The sequence below is a fragment of the Streptomyces sp. 7-21 genome, from assembly GCF_016741785.1.
Taxonomy (GTDB): Bacteria; Actinomycetota; Actinomycetes; order Streptomycetales; family Streptomycetaceae; genus Streptomyces.
In genome coordinates, this window is sequence record NZ_JAERRL010000014.1 from 32939 (window position 1) to 52402 (window position 19464).

Sequence of the window (19464 nt, forward strand, 5' to 3'; positions counted from 1 at the left end):
CGGGGCGTTCGTGGCTACGCTGGGAACACCCACGCGAGTACCCCTCAGTCCCAGGAGGACGCTGTGGCGCTCTCATCCGGATCGCCCGGAAGGACCACACCGTTCGGCTCCCCCTTCCGCTCCGTCAGGCACGCGCTCAGGCTCCTGGAGACCGTCGCCTCCCACCCCGACGGCATATCCGAGGAAGACCTCGCACGCCGGTCCGGCGTCCCCGCGATACGTCTCGCCCCGCTCCTGGCCATGCTGCGCCGCGACGGCTACCTGACCCGCCTTGACGACGGCGCCTGGGCCGCGGGCCAGGCACTGACCGAACTCGGCGCGGGCGGCGAGGAAGGACGGCGGCGCGTCCGCGAGGAAAAGCTCCAGCAGGCGCTCGACGCCCTGCGCGACTCACTCGGCGCGGCTGTCTACTTCGGCCGGTACGTCGATGGCGAGGCATGCGTCACCGGCGTCTCGGCCACGGCCGACGCCCCGATGGTCCACGAGTGGGTGGACTTCCGCGCCGCCGCCCACGCGACCGCCCTCGGCAAATGCCTGCTCAGCCAGCTCGACCACGACGGCCGCCGGGACCACCTCAGCCGTCACAAGGCCGCCCGCCTGACCTCACGCACCATCACCGACCCGCGCGTGCTGCTCAACGCCCTGGACCGGCAGCCCGCCAGCGTCCCGGTGCTCGACATCCAGGAGTACGCGATCGGCACGCTGTGCGCCGCCGTGCCGCTGACGGCCGGTTCGACGGTGGGCTGCCTGGCGCTGTCACTCCCCCTGGGCCAGGCGCACCGCCTGCGCCAGGCCGCGGAGGCGCTCAACCAGCAGGCTGCCCCGGCGCTGCTGTCGCTCACGCTGTAGGCGCCAGGCAGGGCGCGGCCCCGCGGTCCGGGAGACGGATCACGGGGCCGTGCGGTGCTGCGGCCACGCCAGCGGCGCGCCGGGCTGCCGCCGCGTCAGGACAGCAGCTCGGCCTCCAGCGTGATCGGCGCCCCCGCGAGCGCCTTGCTGACCGGGCAGTTCTCCTTCGCCGAGGCGGCCGCGGCCTGGAAGTCCTCAGCCGTCAGGCCCGGCACCCGGGCCTTCACCGACAGCGCGATGCCCGTGATGCCCTCACCCGGCTGGAACGTCACGCTCGCCTGCGTCTCGACCGTCTCCGGCGGCGTACCCGCCCCGGCCAGGCTGTGCGAGAGTGCCATGGAGTAGCACGAGGAGTGCGCCGCGGCGATCAGCTCCTCAGGGCTGGTCTTCCCGTTGGCCTGCTCCGAGCGGGACGGCCACGTCACGGTGAACTTCCCGGCACCCGAGGAGTCCAGGGTGACCGAGCCGGACCCCTTCATCAGGGAGCCTTCCCAGTTGGTGGTCGCGGAACGGGTCGTTGCCATGATCGATCGATCCTCCGAAACTCGCGAACGCCGCAGCGCACGCAGATGGCACGTACCACCCCACGCTATCGCCGCAGCTGACGCACAATGACCCAGTGCCCCCGGATACCACTCACAACACGCCAACTGCAACACAGGACAGCCGTAAACGGGCACTCGACCGGTCCACGCTGCTGCGCCTGCTTGCGTGCGGCGGCATCGCACCCACCCGCGTCGGCGCCTGCCTGCCGCTTCCCGGGGGGCACCTGCAACACCCTCTACCGCGCCGTGCTCACCGACGGCCCGGCGCTGCTGCTGAAGATCCCGCCGCCGCCCGGCACCCCCGCCATGACCTACGAACGCGGCCTGCTGCGCGGCGAGACGGAGTTCTACCGCCAGGCCGCGCGCCACACGACGGTGCCGGTCCCTGAGGTCGTGTACGCCGATCTGGACGGCGAGGTGCTGCCCGGCGGCTTCCTGCTGATGACCGAGCTCCCGGGCGCCCCCTGGCACGAGGCACCGCCCGCCAACGCCCCCTCCGCCCGCCGCGCCCTTGGCCGCCTCGCCGCCGAACTGCACGCCGTTCCCGGGCCCCGGTTCGGCTACCCGGCCGAGCCGTTCCCGGGCGCCGACGACTGGCCGGCCGCGTTCACCACCGCGCTGGGCGCCGCCCTCGACGACGCCCGCCGTTACGGCGCCGCGCTCCCCGTGCCGCCGGACGATATCGCCGCCCTCGCCCAGGCCGCGGCCCCGGCGCTGGCCGCGGTCACGGCGCCCGCGCTCGTCCACTACGACCTCTGGCAGGGCAACATCCTGCTGACCGGCGACACCATCACCGGCGTCATCGACGGTGAGCGGATGTTCTGGGGGGACCCGCTGGCCGACTTCGCCTCGCTCAACCTCCTGCGCGGCCCGGAGGACGACCCGGACCTGCTGGCCGGCTACCGGGAGGCCGCCGGCCTGCCCGCCGCGTCCTTCGACGACGCCGCCCGCGTCCGCCTCGCGCTGTACCGGGCGTACCTGTACCTGATCATGCTGACCGAAAATCATCCCCGGGCCAGCTCCCCGGAGCAGCACGCCTGGACCCGCACCCACGCCGGCCCGGCCCTGGTCTCCGCCCTGGACACCATCGAGGAGCTCACCGGAACGAAGGCAAGGCAGCGGGAGCGGCCAGGCCGTGGATCCCATGATCAATAACGAGTGCGGCCGGTGGGACTCGAACCCACATGGGCGTTAGCCCACAACATCCTAAGTGTTGCGCTTATACCAATTCAGCAACGGCCGCGAGGCGGTCACCATCGTAGCGGGGGCGAGGAGGGCGGGGTACCGCGCAGGAGGGATGAGTCAGTCTCCCCTCTCCCCCGCCTGGCCGTCCGGCCCGGCAGCCGGCCGCCGCTTCCGGCACCAGGTGGCGGTGAGCGCGTGGCAGTTCGGGCAGAGACCGCGCAGATTCTCCTTCCGGTTGTCCAGCCAGTCCCCGCTGATGTGGTCGATGTGGAGGGTCAGGGGACGCCCTCGCCACCTGCCCGATTCCCGCAGCCCGCGCAGGCGTACGGCACGCCGGACGCCGCGAGGGCCCGGTGCAGCCGGTCGCGCCGGGGCTGGCCGGGGAGCCCTCCCGCGGCAGCACCCGCAGCACCTGGGCGGCGGGACGACGGGGCGCCGGCTCGGCCGCACGGCGCGGCTGACGTGTGAAATGCGTGACATCCAGGCCGAGTTCGGCAACGCGCCGACGGACTCGCCGGTGGTTTGCGTCGTGCACCGCGAGGCCGAGCTCCCGCATCACCGCCGCGTAGCTGCGGTGGCGGGGCCACCGCCTCCCGGAGCGCCGCTGCGGGGATGACCACGCGGCCGTGCGTGAAGTGCGAGGTGTCGATGGCCTCCCGCGCCAGCAGCCGCCGCAGCGCGGCACGGGCGCGGCTGTCCTCCTCGTCGAGGCCGAGCCAGCGGGCCAGCCCTCGCAAACCCGCGCACCGCAGCAGCTGCCTCGGCCAGCCCGTCACGGGAGAACGGCAGGTCGTGCGACGGCCGGCTGAGCCCGGCGAGGTGGCTGGCGTCGATGCCCGCAGCGGCGATGCGCCGCCGCAGACGGGACAGGGTTCCGGTGGCCGGCGCCGCACCCAGCCGGAGCGCCACCTCGCGCAGCGAGCGGCCGGAGCGCACGGCCGCAGCGATGGCCTCGTCCGCATAGACATGGTGGCGGCGGACGACGTGCCCGGTGTCGATTCCCCAGCGCTCGGCCGCCCGCTGAAGCGCCCGGCGCCGGCCGCCGCTGGGCGCGTACCCGAGGACGCGCATGACGCCCGCCCACGAGGACGAGCGCGACACGGCATCCGCGGGAAGCTCGCGTGGGTACGACACCGCCTCCCCTTTTCCACCACCCGTTCCCCTGTCGCACGGACTAACGAGACGGGGCCGCGGACGTTACGCCGGACGGGTCGGTCAGGCGCCGAAGGCGGTGGTGAGGGTGTGGATCAGCAGGCCGGCCAGGGCGCCGATGACCGTGCCGTTGAGACGGATGAACTGGAGGTCGCGGCCGATGTGCAGCTCGATCTTGCGGGAGGTGGTGCGGGCGTCCCAGGCGGCGACGGTGTCGGTGATCAGGGAGGTGATCTCGGCGCGGTAGCCGGAGACGACGTGGATCGCGGCGTCCGAGACCCAGCCGTCGAGCTTGGCGGCCAGGCGGCTGTCGGAGGAGAGCCGGGCGCCGAGGGTGAGGACCGAGGCGCGGGCCCGCAGCCGCAGGGCGCTGCGCTCGTCCTCGGCGGCGGCCAGGAGCATGCCGCGCACGGCGGACCAGGCCGAGGAGATCAGGTCCTGCACCTCCGGCCGGGCGACCAGCTCGGACTTGGCCTTCTCGACGCGCTCGCGCGTGGCCGCGTCGTGCTGGAGGCGCTCGGCGAAGTCGGCGAGCAGCCGGTCGAACGCGGTCCTGGCGGGGTGGCCGGGCGAGTCACGCGTCTCGGCGGCGAAACGCAGCAGCTCGCGGTAGACGCGCTCGCCGATCCGGCGGTCTACGAAACGGGGGGTCCAGCCCGGGGCGCCGCCCTCGATGGCGGCGAGCACGGTCTCGCGGTGCTGAAGCAGCCAGTCGTGGGCGTGGGCGCACAGCAGGTCGACGAGGCGGCGGTGCCCGTTGTCGGCGACCGTCTTCGCCAGCAGCCGGCCCAGCACCGGGGCGATCTCCCGCTCCTGGGCGCGCCGGGTGATCGCCTCGCCCATCACGGCGCGGACGTCGGAGTCGCGGAGCACGGCCAGGCCGGCGCGCACGGCGGCGGCGAGTTCGGCGGTGACGCGGTCGGCGTTCTCCGGGCGGGAGAGCCACGCGCCGAGGCGGCGGGCGAGGGCGGCGGAGCGGAGCTTGTCGCGGACGACCTCGGGGGCGAGGAAGTTCTCGCCGACGAAGTCGCCGAGTGACTGCCCGAGCTGGTCCTTCCTGGTGGGGATGATCGCGGTGTGCGGGATGGGCAGGCCGAGCGGACGGCGGAAGAGCGCCGTGACGGCGAACCAGTCGGCGAGCGCGCCGACCATCCCGGCCTCGAAGGCGGCGGACAGGTAGCCGGCCCAGGCCCCGGCGCCGCGGTGCTCGGCCCAGGTGGTCAGGGCGTATCCCGCGGCGACGACCGCGAGCAGTGAGGTGGCCAGGGCCTTCATGCGGCGCAGGGCGCGCTGCTTGGCGGCGTCCGCCGCGGTGAGCGTGGTCGTCTGGTCCATCCGTTCCGCCCGTTTCCTGTCCGTCGCCTCCGTGGCGGCCGCGGGCCGCGCGCCCCGCCCATTGTCGCTGGGCGGGTGAGACAGCCAGGGCCGTTCGGGGGGCTTGCCGGTAGGCCGCCGGTGTGGCCGCTGCCCGTGATAGGCGGTAAGTCCTGGAATGTCATGTCGTACTGAACGGACAAGCGCACCAGTTGGCCCCCACCACGGAGCCCCATGAGCGACACACCTTCTTCCGATCAGCCCTCCGGTCAGCCCGGCACGCCGGGCGGGTCCCGACAGCAGCGCTGGCCCGGCTGGCCGTCGAGGAGCGCGGGGCGCCCGGCCCCGCGCCGCACCGGGCTGCGCCGTTTGCTTCCCACGTGGCGCATGGTGCTGGCCGCCGTGCTGGTCGGCCTGACCGGCACGCTGGTGGCCGTCGTGGCCGGCTATCTGCTGGTGGACATCCCCGAGCCGAAGTCGGCGGCGGCGGCGCAGAGCAACGTGTACCTGTACGCGGACGGCTCGCCGCTCGCGACCGACGGCGAGGTCAACCGCGTAAACGTGCCGCTGGACCAGGTCCCCTCGGGCGTGCGCCACGCGGTGCTCGCGGCCGAGGACCGCGACTTCTACCACGACCCGGCCGTGGACCTGCTGGCCATGGGGCGCGCGGCGTGGAACATGCTGCGCGGCGAGGGCACCCAGTCCGGTTCGACGATCACGCAGCAGTACGTGAAGAACTACTACCTGGACCAGGAGCAGACGGTCACCCGGAAGATCAAGGAGCTGTTCATCTCGGTGAAGCTGGACCGGGAGATCAGCAAGGACGAGATCCTCGAGGGCTACCTGAACACCAGCTACTTCGGCCGCGGCGCCTACGGCGTGCAGGCCGCCGCGCAGGCGTACTACGGCAAGGACGCCTCGCAGCTGACGACGGCCGAGGGCGCCTACCTGGCGGCGCTGCTGAACGCCCCGAGCGCCTACGACGTGCGCGCCAACCCGGACAACGCCGGCGCGGCCAGGGCGCGCTGGGAGTACGTGCTGGACGGCATGGTGTCCGAGGGCTGGCTGAGCGAGCAGCAGCGGGCGCAGATGTCGTTCCCGTGGCCCCAGGAGGTGCGGCCGGACAACGGCCTGGCGGGGCAGCGCGGCTACCTCGTAGAGGCGGTGGAGCGGCACCTGGTGGAGACGGGCGTGGTGGACCGGGACCGGCTGCGGGAGGGCGGGCTGCGGATCACGACGACGATCGAGCCGGACAAGCAGCGGGCGCTGGAGGAGGCCGTCGCGGACCAGCTGCTGGCCGAGCTCGACCCCGGGCAGCGCGAGGCCGACGCGTACGCGCGGGCGGGTGCGACGTCGATCGACACGGCCACGGGGCGGGTGGTGGCGATGTACGGCGGCACGGACTACACGGAGCAGTTCGTGAACTCGGCGACGCGCCGGGACTACCAGGCGGCTTCGACATTCAAGCCGTTCGTGTATGCGGCGGCGCTGGAGTACGAGGCGACGTCGCACCAGGGGACGAAGATCGGCCCGGACACGAAGTACGACGGCCGCAGCGGCCGGGAGGTGGTCAGCCAGGAGGGACAGCCGACGGGCTGGTCGCCGGAGAACGAGGGGGAGAAGTCATTCGGCACGATCACCGTGGCCGAGGCGATGGACAAGTCGGTGAACGCGGTGTTCGCGCAGATGGGGGTGGACGTCGGCCCGGAGCGGGTGAAGGAGACGGCGACGGCGCTGGGGCTGCCGGAGGACACCCCGGGCCTGGCGGACGCGGACGGTTCGATCGCGCTGGGCACGGCGACGCCGTCGACGCTGGACCTGGCGGTGGCGTACGCCACGCTGGCGCGGCACGGCACGTATCTGCCGCCGGTGCTGGTGACGGAGGTCCGCGCGGGCGGGGAGGTGCTGCCGCTGCCTGAGCCTGAGGAGGAGCGCGTGCTGTCGCGGCAGGCGGCCGACGGCACGACGGCGCTGCTGGAGGGCGTGGTGCGGGACGGCACGGGCACGGCGGCGGGGACGGCGGGGCGGCCCGCGGCGGGGAAGACCGGCACGGCCGAGCACGACCGGGCGGCGTGGTTCGCGGGGTACACGCCGGAGCTGGCGACGGTGGTGGCGGTGTTCGGCCAGGATCCCCACACGGGTGCGCAGCGGGAGCTGTACGGGGTGGCGGGGCTGTCGCGGGTGAACGGCGGCGGCTTCCCGGCGCGGATCTGGGGACAGTACACCGGCGAGGCGCTGGCGGGGGAGCCGAAGCGGGACTTCGAGCTGCGCGGGGTGCCCGTGCCGGACGTGAAGCCGGAGCCGGACGAGCGGCCGGAGGAGTCCGGGGAGCCGTCCGCTCCGGCGGAGCCGGGTGAGGCGTCGGCCACGCCGGTGGGGCCGAGCCGGGAGCCGGAGCCGCCGGGCGGCTATCCGGCGCCCGCGCCGGCCACGCCCCCGGCACCTTCACCAGCGCTGTCACCGGTACCTTCACCAGCGCTGTAGCGCGGGGCGGGAGCCGGGCCGGCGGCACCCGGAACCGGTGCGCGGGTCCCGGGTGCCCGGGTCAGAGGCACACGGTCACAGATACACGGTCACAGGTACACGATCACAGGCACACGGTCAGAGATAGAGGCCGGTGGAGTCGTCACTGTCGTGGAGCCGTTCGGCGGCGACGGCGTGCAGGTCGCGCTCGCGCATCAGGACGTAGGAGACGCCGCGCACCTCGACCTCGGCGCGGTCCTCAGGGTCGTACAGCACGCGGTCGCCCGGCTCGACCGTCCGGACGTTCTGCCCGACGGCCACGACCTCGGCCCAGTCGAGGCGGCGGCCCACCTGGGCGGTCGCCGGAATGACGATGCCGCCGGTGGAGCGGCGCTCGCCCTCGGCGGCGTCCGCCCTGACCAGCACCCGGTCGTGGAGCATCCGGATGGGCAACTTGTCGTGGGTGGGTTGCGAACTCACGGGAACGACCGTATCTCACGCGCCGGGTCAGCTGTGCCGGCGCCGGGAGCCGAGGGCGAGCAGGCCGGCGCCGGCGGCCGCGACGAGGGCGAGCGGCACGATCCGCTCCAGGCGCGGCGCCCCGGTCTCGGAGACGAACTGGGCGCGCACCGAGCTGACCGCCCGGCCGGCCGCGGCGGAGGCCCTGCTGGCGGCCCCGTCCACGGTCTCGACGGCCCTGGCCTTGACGTCGTACATGAGGGTTTTCGGGTGCACCCGGACCGCGATCTCGTCCAGGGTCTCGGCGAGCGCTGCCCGCCGCTGGGCGATCCTCGCCTCGATCTCCGCAGGGGTGCCTCCCGTGCCGGCTGTTTCCGCCACCGCTCGCGCCTCCGTTGCCTGTGGGGTTTCCCGCACAGTGTGTCAGCTCCCGGGACGGTATGCCTGCCGGAGGTACCCGTTTAGGCTGTCGGTGCCGCAGCCACGCATGCACGAGGAGAGCTGATCGACGATGAGCACCCGCCTGGAGCCCGGCGACGAGGCCCCCGCCTTCACCTTGCCCGACGCCGACGGCACGCCCGTGTCCCTGGCGGACCACGCGGGCCGGAAGGTGATCGTCTACTTCTACCCGGCCGCGATGACGCCCGGCTGCACCAAGCAGGCGTGCGACTTCACGGACAACCTGTCGCTGCTCGCGGACGCTGGGTATGACGTGATCGGGATCTCGCCGGACAAGCCGGAGAAGCTGGCGAAGTTCCGCGAGAAGGAGGACCTGCGGGTCACGCTGCTGGCCGACCCGGAGAAGGAGGTGCTCCGGGCGTACGGCGCTTTCGGCGAGAAGACGATGTACGGCAAGAAGGTCACCGGGGTGATCCGCTCGACGGTCATCGTCGACGAACAGGGCAAGGTGGAGCGCGCCCTGTACAACGTGAAGGCGACGGGGCACGTGGCGAAGCTGATCAAGGACCTGGGGCTGTAGTCATGCCGGAACGCAAGCCGATCGAGTCATGGCTGACGGACATGGACGGTGTCCTCATCCACGAGGGCGTGCCGGTGCCCGGGGCGGACCGGTTCATCGCGCGGCTGAAGGAGTCGGGCAAGCCGTTCCTGGTGCTGACGAACAACTCGATCTACACCCGGCGCGACCTGGCGGCGCGGCTGGCCCGGATGGGGCTTGAGGTGCCGGTGGAGTCGATCTGGACGTCGGCGCTGGCGACGGCGCGGTTCCTGGACGACCAGCGGCCCGGCGGCACGGCGTACGTCATCGGCGAGGCGGGGCTGACGACGGCGCTGCACGACGTGGGGTACGTGCTGAGCGACCAGGCTCCGGACTACGTGGTGCTGGGCGAGACGCGGACGTACAGCTTCGAGGCGCTGACGAAGGCGATCCGGCTGATCAACGACGGGGCGCGGTTCATCGCGACGAACCCGGACAACACCGGCCCGTCGACGGAGGGGGCGCTGCCGGCGACGGGCTCGGTGGCGGCGCTGATCACGCGGGCGACGGGCCGTGAGCCGTACTTCGTCGGCAAGCCGAATCCGCTGATGATGCGGACGGGCCTGAACCTGCTGGGGGCGCACTCGGAGACCAGCGCGATGATCGGTGACCGGATGGACACCGACGTGCTGGCCGGCCTGGAGGCGGGCATGGAGACGTTCCTGGTGCTCACCGGCGTGACCCAACGGGAGGAGATCGACCGCTACCCGTTCCGCCCGATGACGGTGGTGGACTCGATCGCGGACCTGGTCGACCGCATCTGATGCTCAGGCGCCGGTGAGCCGGGCGATCTCAGGGGCGAGGGCGCGGAAGGCGCGGCCGCGGTGGCTGAGGGCGTTCTTCTCCTCGGGGGTGAGTTCGGCGCAGGTGCGCGTCTCGCCCTCCGGCTGGAGGATCGGGTCGTAGCCGAAGCCGCCCTCGCCGGCGGGGGCGCGGCGGAGGGTGCCGGGCAGGCGGCCTTCGGCGACGCGTTCGGTGCCGTCGGGCAGGGCGAGGGCGGCGGCGCAGGCGAAGTGGGCGCCGCGGTGCTCGTCGGGGACGTCGGCGAGCTGGGCGAGGAGCAGCCGGAGGTTGGCGGCGTCGTCGCCGTGCTTCCCGGCCCAGCGGGCGGAGAAGACGCCGGGGGCGCCGCCGAGGACGTCGACGCAGAGGCCGGAGTCGTCGGCGAGGGCGGGCAGGCCGCTGGCGCGGGCGAGGGCGTGCGCCTTGAGCAGGGCGTTCTCGGCGAAGGTCACGCCGGTCTCGGGGACGTCCGGCGCGTCGGGCAGGGTGTCGGCGCCGACGAGTTCGGCGGTGATCCCAGCGCCGGCCAGGATGGCGCGGAGTTCGGTGACCTTGTGGGCGTTGCGGGTGGCGAGGATCAGGCGCTGCATGTGCCGATTGTCGCTCAGCCCTTGACCGCGCCGGCCGACAGCCCCTCCAGCAGCTGTTTGCGCAGGAGAAGGAAGACGAGGATGGTCGGCACGGAGGCGAGGACGGCGCCGGGCAGCACGAGGTCGAACGAGCGGTTCTCCGAGCGGAAGAGGATGTTGAGGCCGAGCGGCAGGGTGTACTGGTCGGTCTCGGATATGAGGACGAGCGGCCACAGGAAGCTGTTGTAGCTCTGGAGGAACTGCCAGACGGCGAGGGCGCCGAGCGAGGGCCGCAGCAGCGGCAGCACGACGCGCAGGAAGATGCCGAACTCGCTGCTCCCGTCGAGCCGGGCGGCTTCGAGGATCTCGTCGGGCACGGACTGGATGATGTACTGCTGCATCATGAAGATGCCGAACGCCGGGGCGACCCAGGGCACGATCAGGGCGAACCAGGGGTTCGAGAAGCCGGTCTTCACCACGAGGATGAACAGCGGGATGAGGATGACGGCGAACGGCACGGACAGTGAGCTGAACATGACGCCGAACAGCAGCCGTTTGCCCGCGAAGCGGTACTTGGCGAACGCGAATCCGGCGAGTGCGCAGACGAAGACGGCGATGGCGGTGGCGGTCAGCGCGGTGGTGACGCTGATGGCGAACCACTTCCAGAACGGGTGGCCGCCGAGCAGGTTGCGGTAGTTCTCCAGGGTCGCCGGGTCGGGGATGAGGCGCGGCGGGTAGGCGAAGATGTCCTCGCGCGGTTTGAAGGAGCCGCTGAGGGCCCACAGCATGGGGGCGGCGAAGACGAGCAGCAGCGTCATGAGGGTGGCGTAGAGCAGGATCCGTCCGGCGGTGGGCCGGCTGCGGCGCGCCGGTGGCTGGCGCGGTGCCGTGGTGGCGCTCACGAGGTCCTCCCGATGGACAGCAGCCGGTTCAGGATCTGGCTGACCCCGAAGACGATGACGAAGAGCACGAGCCCGGCGGCCGCGGCGTAGCCGAACTGCTGCCGTTCGAAGGCGGCGCGGTAGACGAACATGGCGACGGTCAGGGTCTCTTCGCCCGGTCCGCCGCCGGTCAGCAGGTAGGGCTCGTCGAACAGCTGCGCGGCGCCGATGAACGAGGTGACGACGACGAACGCGGTGACGGGGTGGATGGCGGGCAGCGTGACGGTCGTGAACTTCCGTATCGGCCCGGCCCCGTCGAGCTCCGCGGACTCGTACAGCTCGCGGGGGACGGCCTGGAGCGCGGCGAGGAAGAAGATGGTGAGGTAGCCGACCCAGCGCCACAGCAGCACGAAGCTGAGCGAGACGTTCGCCATGGTGGGGTCGCCGGTCCAGTCGACGTTGCCGGCGCCGAACAGCGCGCGGAGCAGGGAGTTGACGGCGCCGTAGCCGGGGTCGAGGAGCAGGCTGTAGACGAGGGCGATGACGATGGGCGACAGGACCATCGGCAGGAAGAACGCCACGCGGAACAGGTCGCGGGCGCGCAGCCCGCGGGCGTTGAGCGCCTGAGCGATGAGCAGGGCGCACGGCACGATCAGCAGGAGGCTGACGAGCACGAAGAACAGGGAGTTGCCGAGCGCCTTGCGGAAGCTGGTGTCGCGGGCGAGGTCGGCGAAGTTCTCCAGGCCGACGAACCGCGGTGTGCCCAGGCCCACCCACTCGGTGGTGGACAGGTAGCAGGCGATCAGGATGGGCACGACCATGAACAGGGCGTACAGCACGTAGAAGGGTGCGATGAACGCGTAGGGCGCCCACTGCCGGCGCCTGGTCGCGGTCCGTTCAGTCACGGGTCTGGCCTTCGAAGTCGTCGGTGGCGCGGAGCAGTGCCTCGCGCGGGGTGAGGTCTCCCCGGTAGGCCTGGAGCAGGTAGCCGCTGAGGACCGTTTCGATGACGGGCCGGTCGGGGCTGAGGTAGAAGACGGGCGCCTCGTCGATCACGTCGCGGTAGACCTCGAACATCCGCTGCCCGCCGCAGTACTCGTCCTCGATGCGCAGCAGCGCGGGGTCGTCGAAGACGGAGCGGCGGGTGGGCAGGTAGCCGAGTTCGCGGTAGCGGCGGACCTGCTCTTCGGGGGTGAGGTAGGCGGCTGTGACGAGTTCGACGCCGGCCAGGGTGTTCTCCTTGCCGCGCAGCGCGGCGAAGCCGGTGCCGCCGACGAAGGAGGTGCGGGAGCCGCCGGGGCGGAAGACGGGCAGCGGGCGGATGCGCCACTGGCCGGAGTGCTCGGGGACGTTGGCCATCAGGCCGTAGACCTTGTACCAGGTGCCCATCCACTGGCCGATGAGCTGACCGCTTTTCAGGGCGGCCTGCATGGCGGGGCCGTAGAAGTCGGAGACAGTAGTGATGGCGCCGGAGCGCACGCCGCGTGCGAGGAAGTCGAGGGTGCGCACGGCTTCGTCGGTGTCGATGGTGAGGTTGCCGTCGGCGTCGAAGAGGCGCCCGCCGCACTGGAGCAGCAGCATCTCGTAGCTCTGCACGATCTGGCCCTGGTCGCTGCCGGTGGCGACGGCGGCGAACGAGACGCCGTGCCGGTCGTGGGCGCGCTGCGCGGCGGCGAGGAACTCCTCCCAGTCGCCGGCGTCGGTGGGCATGCCGACGCGCGCGAACTCCGGCTCCCGGTAGTAGTAGACGACCAGCGGGGCGTCGGAGTCGAGCGCGTAGAGGTGCCCGTCCTTGCTGAACGGGGCGGTGCGCATCGTCAGCAGGTCGTCGCGGACGTCGGCGACGGCGTCGTCGAGCGGTTCGAGCAGTTCGGCGGCGAGGTCGCCGCGGAGCAGGCGGGGGAAGACGCCGATCTCCAGTCCGGCGACGTCGGGGGTGCCGCGCCCGGCGATGGCCTGGGCGATCAGCTTGGTGACGACGTCGGCGGCGCTGGAGATCGTCTCGTCCAGGTGCCATTCGAAGGGTGTGGTGCCGCGGGCGTTGCGGGCGGCGGTGCGGAAGAACTCGGTGTAGGCCGGGTCGTGGGTCCAGAACGCCAGGTCGACGGTGCCGGAGGTGACCGGTTCGGCGCTCTGCGCGCCGCCGCAGGCGGCGAGAGCGGGTCCCAGGGCCGCGGCGGCGCCGAGTCCTCCGGCAGCGCGGAGCAGGCGCCGCCGGGTCACGGCCGCCGCGTGTTCCGGGGCGCCCCTGGTCGTCCGACGCACCGCACCCACCGCCTGCTCCTTCGCCTGCCGTCGCTAGGCCGCACACGCTAAGAAGGCGCCGCGAGCGGAGTCAAGGGTTTACGTCGGAATTTGTTCGATATCGTGCCCCTCGTTCGGCAGCTCGGACAGCTTCACTCCCCGTCGGGGGTGCAGACCGAGGTGAGTTCGTCCGTGGCGTCCGCGAGCGGCGAGAGGTCAGGCGCCTCGCCCTGCTCGGCGGCGCGCTGGATGTTACGTCCCGCCTCCAGCACCGCCTCGGCGGCCTGCTGGATGTCGGTGTCGCCGACGCGGTCCTCCAGCTCCCGGATTTCTTCGGCCAGTTCATCCAGCGCGCTGCTGTCGTCGGACAGGCCCTCGGTGCTGGCGGCCCGCTCCAGGTCAGCCGCCGCATCGGCCACCGAGAGCGCCAGGCGGGCGCAGTCGACGGCGCGCTGCACGTCGCACGCCAGGGTGCCGGCCGCGGCCGCGGCCACCGCCAGCGCGGCCGCCGCGGCACCGAGGCGGCCTGGCCGTCCCGCCCGGCGGGCCGCGGCAGCCCGGGTGCTGGTGCTGGTCCTGCTGGTCCTGCTTACCGGGGTGGTCATCCCGTCATCCCTCCGCGAGAGCCTGGCGCTGTGCCGCTTCCAGCTGGGCGCAGCCCGCGACGGCCAGGTCGAGCAGGGCGTCGAGTTCGGCGCGCGAGAACGGCTTCCCCTCCGCGGTGCCCTGCACCTCGACGAAGGCGCCGTCGCCGGTGCATACCACATTCATGTCCGTTTCCGCGCGGACATCCTCCTCGTAGGCGAGGTCGAGCAGCGGCACGCCGTCGACGATGCCGACGCTGACGGCCGAGACGCTGCCGGTGAGCGGCCGGGAGCCGGGCTTGACGAGCTTGTTCCGCTGCGCCCAGGCGACCGCGTCGGCCAGCGCGACGTAGGCGCCGGTGATGGCGGCGGTGCGGGTGCCGCCGTCGGCCTGCAGGACGTCGCAGTCGAGGACAACGGTGTTCTCACCGAGGGCCGAGAAGTCGATCACGGCCCGCAGGGACCGGCCGATGAGCCGTGAGATCTCGTGCGTGCGGCCGCCGATCTTGCCGCGGACGGACTCGCGGTCGCCCCGCGTCGTCGTCGCGCGCGGCAGCATGGCGTACTCGCTCGTCACCCAGCCTTCGCCGCTGCCGCGCCGCCACCGGGGTACGCCTTCGGTGACGCTGGCGGTGCACAGCACGCGCGTGTCGCCGAAGGCGATCAGCACGGACCCCTCGGCGTGCTTGCTCCAGCCGCGTTCGATGGTGACGGGACGGAGTTGGTCGGCCTGGCGGCCGTCGATTCGAGCCATGCTGGGGAGCCTAACCCGCCCGGGGGTGGCCGGTCACCAGCGGTTTTCCGCCCCCCCGGGCAGGGCGGCGGCGCGTCAGATGTGGTAGACGGCGCCGGGGCGCGCCAGCTCGACCGGGCCGTCGAAGGCCGCCTTGGCGTCACAGAGGTTGACCTGGGCGTCGGTCCAGGGCGGGATGTGCGTGAGCACCAGCCGCTCCGCCCCGGCCCGGCCCGCCAGCTCACCGGCCTGCCGGCCGTTGAGGTGTACCTCGGGCAGGTCCTCCTTGCCGTGGGTGAACGACGCCTCGCACAGGAACAGGTCGGCGCCGCGCGCCAGGCTGGCCAGGCCGTCGCAGGGGCCGCTGTCGCCGGAGTAGCACAGGGACCTGCCCTCGTGCTCGACGCGGAAGCCGTACGCCTCGACGGGGTGGGTCACCCGCTCCGTCCGTACGGTCAGCGGCCCCAGCTGGAAGGCGGCGCCGGGCGTGAGGGTGCGGAAGTCGAAGACCTCGCTCATCGACTTCTCGGACGGGGTGTCGGCGTAGGCGGCAGTCAGCCGGCGCTCAGTGGCCTCGGGGCCGTAAACCGGCAGCGGGGCGCAGGGGCCGCCCTCGTACCGGTAGTAACGGGCCACGAAATAGCCGCACATGTCGATGCAGTGGTCGGGGTGGAGGTGGCTGAGCGCGATGGCGTCGATGTCGTACAGCCCGCAGTATTTCTGGAGTTCGCCGAGGGCGCCGTTACCCAGGTCCAGGAGCAGCCGGTAGCCCTCGGCCTCGATGAGGTAGCTTGAGCAGGCCGAGTCCGCGGACGGGAAGGATCCCGAGCAGCCGACGACAGTGAGCTTCATAGACGCGGGGACCTCCGTGGTGGGGTTCGAACGACTGTAAGTCGCGTGGCGGCGCGGCGCGCCTCCCCCGAGCCCTGGTGTGGGCGGAATCACCAGCGCGGGGTACCGTCGGCGTGTGGACATCCCGTGGTGGACCGCCGTGATCGCCGTCGCCGCGCTGGCACTGGTCGCCACCGTGGCTGACGGCGTGGGCCGTGCCCGGCGGCGGCGCCGCGGCGAGTGAAGGACCCGCCGGCTACAGCCGCTCGCGGGAGCGGACGCCGATGGCCAGCAGCAGGCCGACCGCGGCCCAGACGGCGAACATCGAGGACCCGCCGTAGGAGAGGAACGGCAGCGGGACGCCGGTGACCGGCATGATCCCCAGGGCCATCCCGATGTTCTGGAAGGTCTGGAACGCCAGCCACACGACGATACCGGCGGCGGTGAGCGTCCCGTAGAGGTCGCTGGCGCGGGCGGCGATGCGGCAGGCCCGCCACAGCACCAGGCCGAGGAGCGCGATGATGCCGCCGCTGCCGACGAAGCCGAGTTCCTCGCCCGCCACGGTGAAGATGAAGTCGGTGTGCTGCTCGGGCACGAACTGCCCTGTGGTCTGGCCCCCGTTGAACAGTCCTTCGCCGGTCAGGCCGCCGGCCCCGATGGTGATTCTGGCCTGGTTGGTGTTGTAGCCGACGCCGGCCGGGTCGAGACTGGGGTTGGCGAACGCCGCGAAGCGGTTGACCTGGTACTCGTCGAGAACGCCGAGCTGCCAGACCGCGACGCCGGTGGCCACGCCCACGCCGGCCAGGCCCAGCAGCCAGGCCCTGCCGGTGCCGGCGGCCAGCAGGATGCCCAGGGCGATGGCCGCGATGACCATGGTCTGGCCCACGTCCGGCGCCAGCAGGACGAGCACGGACGGCACGGCGGCGAGCGTGAGCGCCTGGAGCACGGTCCTGACGCCGGGGCGTTCCAGGCGGTCGCTCTCCAGGTGGGCGGAGAGCACGGTGGCCATGGCGAGGATGACGCCGATCTTGACCAGCTCGGACGGCTGGAAGGCGAAGCCGCCGCCGAGCTGGATCCAGCTGCGGGAGCCGTTGATGCTCGAGCCCAGCGGGCTGAGGACCGCCAGGGACAGCACGATCGAGCTGAGGTAGAGCACCGGCACCGCGTCGCGCAGGCGGCGGTGGCCGAGCCAGACCAGCAGCAGGGCCAGGCCGAGGCCGATGGCGCCGTTGAGCGTGTGGCGCAGGAAGAAGAACTCGGGGTCGCCGCCGGTGAGGTCGGTGCGGTTGCGGGTGGCGGAGTAGACGAGGAGGGTGCCGAGGATGGTCAGCGCGACGGCCGCGCCGAGCAGCGGCAGGTCCACCGTCCGCACCGGGGAGTAGCGGTCGGCGAACAGCTCGCGCAGCGGCCGCCCGGCGGCGGGCGGCTGGTCGCTGGAGTAGGCTCGCACGGTCACATGACGACGGTACGCGCGCATCCGGGCACGCCTGGTGATAATCGGCCCGCCGCGCGTGTCCCGCGCGATCCGGGGGACTCGTCAGGCCGTGGACACGCCCGAGAACGAGACCCGCGCGCCCGGGACGCCGACCAGGCCCGTGACGGACACCCAGGTGTTCACGCTGATGAGCGCCCGCAGTGAGGTGGCGCCGCGGGTGTGCCGTGACTTCGTGGCCGGGGTGCTCCGCTCGCTGGGGCACGGCGGCACGGCGGAGGCCGCCCGGGTGTGCACCTCCGAGCTGGCGACCAACATCGTGCTGCACGCGGCCGGCGAGTCGATGCTGCTGCGGCTGGTGGTGCGGCCCGGGCGGACGCGGATCGGGATCTACGACAGCGCCACGGGCATCCCGGAGTGGCGGCCGAGCGACGACGGGTCGGTGGCGCCGCACGGGCGGGGGCTCCTGCTCGTGGACGCCATGTCCGCACGGTGGGACACGGCCGGAGAAGACCCCCTGGGCTGGTACACCAAGGGGGTCTGGTTCGAGCTGCCGACGGACGGCACCCCCAGCCGCGCCGGGAACCAGGCCTAGGCCCAGAGCTGGCCCTGGAGGAGCTCGACCGCCTCCTCGGTGGTGGCCGCCGTGTAGATGCCGGTGGACAGGTACTTCCAGCCGCCGTCGGCGACGATGAACACGATGTCCGCTTCCTCGCCCTCGCGCATGGCCCTGCGCCCCACGCCGATCGCCGCGTGCAGCGCCGCGCCGGTCGAGATCCCGGCGAAGATGCCCTCCTCGGCGAGGAGTTCGCGGGTGCGGGCGACGGCGTCGGCGGAGCCGACGGAGAAGCGCGAGGTGAGGACGGACTCGTCGTACAGCTCGGGCACGAAGCCCTCGTCGAGGTTGCGCAGCCCGTAGACGAGGTCGTCGTAGCGCGGTTCGGCGGCGACGATCCGCACCCCGGGCCGGTGCTCGCGCAGGTACCGGCCGACGCCCATCAGCGTGCCGGTCGTGCCCAGGCCCGCGACGAAGTGCGTCACCGAGGGCAGGTCGGCGAGGATCTCCGGACCGGTGGTGGCGTAGTGCGCGCCGGGGTTGTCGGGGTTGCCGTACTGGTAGAGCATCACCCAGTCCGGGTGCTCGGCGGCCAGTTCCTTGGCCACGCGCACCGCGGTGTTGGAGCCGCCCGCGGCCGGGGAGGAGATGATCTCCGCTCCCCACATCGCCAGCAGCTGGCGGCGCTCTGACGAGGTGTTCTCCGGCATGACGCAGACGATGCGGTAGCCCTTGAGCCGGGCCGCCATGGCCAGGGAGATGCCGGTGTTGCCGGACGTCGGCTCCAGGATGGTACAGCCGGGCTTCAGCCGGCCGTCCTTCTCCGCCTGCTCGATCATGAACAGGGCCGGGCGGTCCTTGACCGATCCCGTCGGGTTGCGGTCCTCCAGCTTGGCCCAGATCCGCACGTTCTCGGCGGGCGAGAGCCGGGGCAGGCGCACCAGCGGGGTGTTCCCGACGGAGGCCAGGGGGGAGTCGAAGCGCATCAGCGCATGCCTCCGGCGCCGCCCGCCACGGCCGGCAGGATCGTGACGCTGTCGCCGTCGGTGACCTTGGTGGCGATGCCGTCCAGGAAGCGGACGTCCTCGTCGTTCAGGTACACGTTCACAAAGCGGCGCAGCTCGCCGCCCTCGACCAGCCGCTCCTGGATCCCGGGGTGGCGGGACTCCAGGTCCGCGAACAGCTCGGCGATGGTCTCCCCGGAGCCCTGCACGGCCTTCTGGCCGTCGGTGTAGGTGCGGAGGATGGTCGGGATGCGGACCTCGATGGCCATGGGTTCTCCATGTGATGGCGGTCGGGTGCGGACATGCTGGGCTGCGTGACGGCCGCGGCCGTCAGGACGACGGACACATGGCGTTCACGTCCTGGGAAACCACGGCGGCATCGTATCGATTCCCCGCCGCCGTCCCCGAGGCTCGTACCGTCATGCGGACCGGGCTGTCTCAGGATCCGGGTGTGTCGTCGTAGGAGGTGACGAACCGCACCTCTTCTTCGGTGATCTCGCCCTCCCGGATGCGGAACGACCGGAAGGAGACGGGCCCCTCGCCGTTGCCGCATTCGGCGGTGGAGACCAGCACGTAGTGGGCGTTCGGCTCGTTGGCATAGCTGACGTCGGTGCGCGAGGGGTACGCCTCGGTGGCGGTGTGCGAGTGGTAGATCACCACCGGTTCCTCGTCGCGGGCGTCCATCTCGCGGTACAGCTTGAGCAGGTCACCGGAGTCGAACTCGTAGAACGTCGGCGAGCGGGCCGCGTTCAGCATCGGAATGAAGCGCTCGGGGCGGTCGCTGCCCGCCGGGCCGGCGATCACGCCGCATGCCTCGTCCGGATGGTCGGCGCGGGCATGCGCGATGATCTTGTCACGCAGCTCTTCGGTGATGGTCAGCATG

General features: G+C 72.3%; 21 protein-coding genes and 1 tRNA gene. 6 read left to right on the forward strand and 16 right to left on the reverse strand.

Annotation, left to right across the window (positions count from 1 at the left end):
- Positions 1-63: 63 nt before the first annotated feature.
- Positions 64-849 (forward strand): IclR family transcriptional regulator, encoded by a 786-nt coding sequence (locus tag JK356_RS17555; protein WP_201869263.1) that lies wholly within the window; start codon positions 64-66, stop codon positions 847-849.
- A gap of 95 nt (positions 850-944) precedes the next feature.
- Here JK356_RS17555 and JK356_RS17560 read toward each other — a convergent pair whose 3' ends face one another.
- Positions 945-1373, reverse strand: a complete 429-nt coding sequence (locus tag JK356_RS17560; RefSeq protein WP_201869264.1) for an OsmC family peroxiredoxin — start codon at positions 1371-1373, stop codon at positions 945-947.
- A gap of 267 nt (positions 1374-1640) precedes the next feature.
- Between JK356_RS17560 and JK356_RS17565 the strand changes: the two genes are divergently transcribed.
- The gene (locus JK356_RS17565; protein ID WP_307815686.1) at positions 1641-2549 is read left to right on the forward strand and encodes an aminoglycoside phosphotransferase family protein; all 909 of its coding nucleotides are present in this window, start codon (positions 1641-1643) and stop codon (positions 2547-2549) included.
- 4 nt (positions 2550-2553) lie between these two features.
- Here the strand turns inward: JK356_RS17565 and JK356_RS17570 are convergent.
- Together JK356_RS17570 and JK356_RS17575 are read right to left on the reverse strand one after the other, a co-directional pair.
- Positions 2554-2637: transfer RNA gene (locus JK356_RS17570), tRNA-Leu, on the reverse strand.
- A 1157-nt stretch (positions 2638-3794) separates the two neighbouring features.
- Complete coding sequence (locus JK356_RS17575; RefSeq protein WP_201869265.1) at positions 3795-5066, reverse strand: DUF445 domain-containing protein; 1272 nt, start codon at positions 5064-5066, stop codon at positions 3795-3797.
- 213 nt (positions 5067-5279) lie between these two features.
- Between JK356_RS17575 and JK356_RS17580 the strand changes: the two genes are divergently transcribed.
- Positions 5280-7529, forward strand: coding sequence for a transglycosylase domain-containing protein (locus JK356_RS17580; RefSeq protein WP_201869271.1), 2250 nt, complete (start codon positions 5280-5282; stop codon positions 7527-7529).
- Positions 7530-7646: 117 nt separating this feature from the next.
- On the opposite strand, the gene JK356_RS17585 is transcribed toward JK356_RS17580, so the two are convergent.
- The gene (locus JK356_RS17585) at positions 7647-7949 is read right to left on the reverse strand and encodes a co-chaperone GroES (RefSeq protein WP_201869431.1); all 303 of its coding nucleotides are present in this window, start codon (positions 7947-7949) and stop codon (positions 7647-7649) included.
- Between the two features lie 66 nt (positions 7950-8015).
- Positions 8016-8348 (reverse strand): DUF3618 domain-containing protein, encoded by a 333-nt coding sequence (locus JK356_RS17590; RefSeq protein WP_201869273.1) that lies wholly within the window; start codon positions 8346-8348, stop codon positions 8016-8018.
- 130 nt (positions 8349-8478) lie between these two features.
- On the opposite strand from JK356_RS17590, the gene bcp reads away from it, so the two are divergent.
- Together bcp and JK356_RS17600 are read left to right on the forward strand one after the other, a co-directional pair.
- On the forward strand, positions 8479-8946 hold the full coding sequence (gene bcp / locus JK356_RS17595; RefSeq protein ID WP_201869275.1) for a thioredoxin-dependent thiol peroxidase: 468 nt from the start codon (positions 8479-8481) through the stop codon (positions 8944-8946).
- A 2-nt stretch (positions 8947-8948) separates the two neighbouring features.
- The gene (locus tag JK356_RS17600; RefSeq protein ID WP_201869277.1) at positions 8949-9728 is read left to right on the forward strand and encodes an HAD-IIA family hydrolase; all 780 of its coding nucleotides are present in this window, start codon (positions 8949-8951) and stop codon (positions 9726-9728) included.
- Between the two features lie 3 nt (positions 9729-9731).
- Here the strand turns inward: JK356_RS17600 and rdgB are convergent, their stop codons facing one another.
- The 8 genes from rdgB to rodA all read right to left on the reverse strand — a co-directional run bounded on the left by rdgB (position 9732) and on the right by rodA (position 17066).
- On the reverse strand, positions 9732-10337 hold the full coding sequence (gene rdgB, locus JK356_RS17605) for an RdgB/HAM1 family non-canonical purine NTP pyrophosphatase (protein ID WP_201869286.1): 606 nt from the start codon (positions 10335-10337) through the stop codon (positions 9732-9734).
- A gap of 14 nt (positions 10338-10351) precedes the next feature.
- The gene (locus JK356_RS17610) at positions 10352-11218 is read right to left on the reverse strand and encodes a carbohydrate ABC transporter permease (RefSeq protein ID WP_307815688.1); all 867 of its coding nucleotides are present in this window, start codon (positions 11216-11218) and stop codon (positions 10352-10354) included.
- Positions 11215-12102, reverse strand: coding sequence for a carbohydrate ABC transporter permease (locus JK356_RS17615; RefSeq protein WP_201869288.1), 888 nt, complete (start codon positions 12100-12102; stop codon positions 11215-11217). The genes JK356_RS17610 and JK356_RS17615 overlap by 4 nt, the downstream gene beginning before the upstream one ends.
- Entirely contained in the window at positions 12095-13471 is a 1377-nt protein-coding gene (locus JK356_RS17620; protein WP_307815690.1) for an extracellular solute-binding protein, read from the reverse strand. The genes JK356_RS17615 and JK356_RS17620 overlap by 8 nt, the downstream gene beginning before the upstream one ends.
- A gap of 122 nt (positions 13472-13593) precedes the next feature.
- A complete protein-coding gene (locus JK356_RS17625) occupies positions 13594-14046 on the reverse strand; it encodes a hypothetical protein (protein ID WP_201869289.1) in 453 nt (150 codons plus the stop codon).
- A 4-nt stretch (positions 14047-14050) separates the two neighbouring features.
- Positions 14051-14779: a ribonuclease PH gene (gene rph / locus JK356_RS17630; RefSeq protein WP_201869291.1), complete on the reverse strand. Its 729-nt coding sequence runs from the start codon at positions 14777-14779 to the stop codon at positions 14051-14053.
- A gap of 75 nt (positions 14780-14854) precedes the next feature.
- Positions 14855-15610: an MBL fold metallo-hydrolase gene (locus tag JK356_RS17635; protein ID WP_201869293.1), complete on the reverse strand. Its 756-nt coding sequence runs from the start codon at positions 15608-15610 to the stop codon at positions 14855-14857.
- Positions 15611-15845: 235 nt separating this feature from the next.
- Positions 15846-17066, reverse strand: coding sequence for a rod shape-determining protein RodA (gene rodA / locus JK356_RS17640; RefSeq protein WP_201869295.1), 1221 nt, complete (start codon positions 17064-17066; stop codon positions 15846-15848).
- A gap of 67 nt (positions 17067-17133) precedes the next feature.
- Between rodA and JK356_RS17645 the strand changes: the two genes are divergently transcribed.
- A complete protein-coding gene (locus tag JK356_RS17645) occupies positions 17134-17616 on the forward strand; it encodes an ATP-binding protein (RefSeq protein WP_236671502.1) in 483 nt (160 codons plus the stop codon).
- Here the strand turns inward: JK356_RS17645 and JK356_RS17650 are convergent.
- From JK356_RS17650 to JK356_RS17660, 3 genes are all read right to left on the reverse strand, one after another.
- Positions 17613-18563, reverse strand: coding sequence for a PLP-dependent cysteine synthase family protein (locus JK356_RS17650; RefSeq protein ID WP_201869297.1), 951 nt, complete (start codon positions 18561-18563; stop codon positions 17613-17615). The genes JK356_RS17645 and JK356_RS17650 overlap by 4 nt on opposite strands.
- On the reverse strand, positions 18563-18850 hold the full coding sequence (locus JK356_RS17655; protein ID WP_201869299.1) for a MoaD/ThiS family protein: 288 nt from the start codon (positions 18848-18850) through the stop codon (positions 18563-18565). Before JK356_RS17655 ends, JK356_RS17650 begins: the two co-directional genes overlap by 1 nt.
- 169 nt (positions 18851-19019) lie before the next feature.
- The gene (locus tag JK356_RS17660; RefSeq protein WP_201869300.1) at positions 19020-19463 is read right to left on the reverse strand and encodes a Mov34/MPN/PAD-1 family protein; all 444 of its coding nucleotides are present in this window, start codon (positions 19461-19463) and stop codon (positions 19020-19022) included.
- Between the last annotated feature and the right edge of the window lies 1 nt (position 19464).

What these genes read in the sequence shown, in the direction of transcription:
- JK356_RS17560 (WP_201869264.1), bottom strand. Translation starts at nt 1,373, where the DNA reads ATGGCAACGACCCGTTCCGCGACCACCAACTGGGAAGGCTCCCTGATG.
- JK356_RS17575 (WP_201869265.1), bottom strand. Translation starts at nt 5,066, where the DNA reads ATGGACCAGACGACCACGCTCACCGCGGCGGACGCCGCCAAGCAGCGC.
- JK356_RS17580 (WP_201869271.1), top strand. Translation starts at nt 5,280, where the DNA reads ATGAGCGACACACCTTCTTCCGATCAGCCCTCCGGTCAGCCCGGCACG.
- JK356_RS17585 (WP_201869431.1), bottom strand. Translation starts at nt 7,949, where the DNA reads ATGCTCCACGACCGGGTGCTGGTCAGGGCGGACGCCGCCGAGGGCGAG.
- bcp (WP_201869275.1), top strand. Translation starts at nt 8,479, where the DNA reads ATGAGCACCCGCCTGGAGCCCGGCGACGAGGCCCCCGCCTTCACCTTG.
- JK356_RS17600 (WP_201869277.1), top strand. Translation starts at nt 8,949, where the DNA reads ATGCCGGAACGCAAGCCGATCGAGTCATGGCTGACGGACATGGACGGT.
- rdgB (WP_201869286.1), bottom strand. Translation starts at nt 10,337, where the DNA reads ATGCAGCGCCTGATCCTCGCCACCCGCAACGCCCACAAGGTCACCGAA.
- JK356_RS17625 (WP_201869289.1), bottom strand. Translation starts at nt 14,046, where the DNA reads ATGACCACCCCGGTAAGCAGGACCAGCAGGACCAGCACCAGCACCCGG.
- rph (WP_201869291.1), bottom strand. Translation starts at nt 14,779, where the DNA reads ATGGCTCGAATCGACGGCCGCCAGGCCGACCAACTCCGTCCCGTCACC.
- JK356_RS17635 (WP_201869293.1), bottom strand. Translation starts at nt 15,610, where the DNA reads ATGAAGCTCACTGTCGTCGGCTGCTCGGGATCCTTCCCGTCCGCGGAC.
- rodA (WP_201869295.1), bottom strand. Translation starts at nt 17,066, where the DNA reads ATGCGCGCGTACCGTCGTCATGTGACCGTGCGAGCCTACTCCAGCGAC.
- JK356_RS17650 (WP_201869297.1), bottom strand. Translation starts at nt 18,563, where the DNA reads ATGCGCTTCGACTCCCCCCTGGCCTCCGTCGGGAACACCCCGCTGGTG.
- JK356_RS17655 (WP_201869299.1), bottom strand. Translation starts at nt 18,850, where the DNA reads ATGGCCATCGAGGTCCGCATCCCGACCATCCTCCGCACCTACACCGAC.
- JK356_RS17660 (WP_201869300.1), bottom strand. Translation starts at nt 19,463, where the DNA reads ATGCTGACCATCACCGAAGAGCTGCGTGACAAGATCATCGCGCATGCC.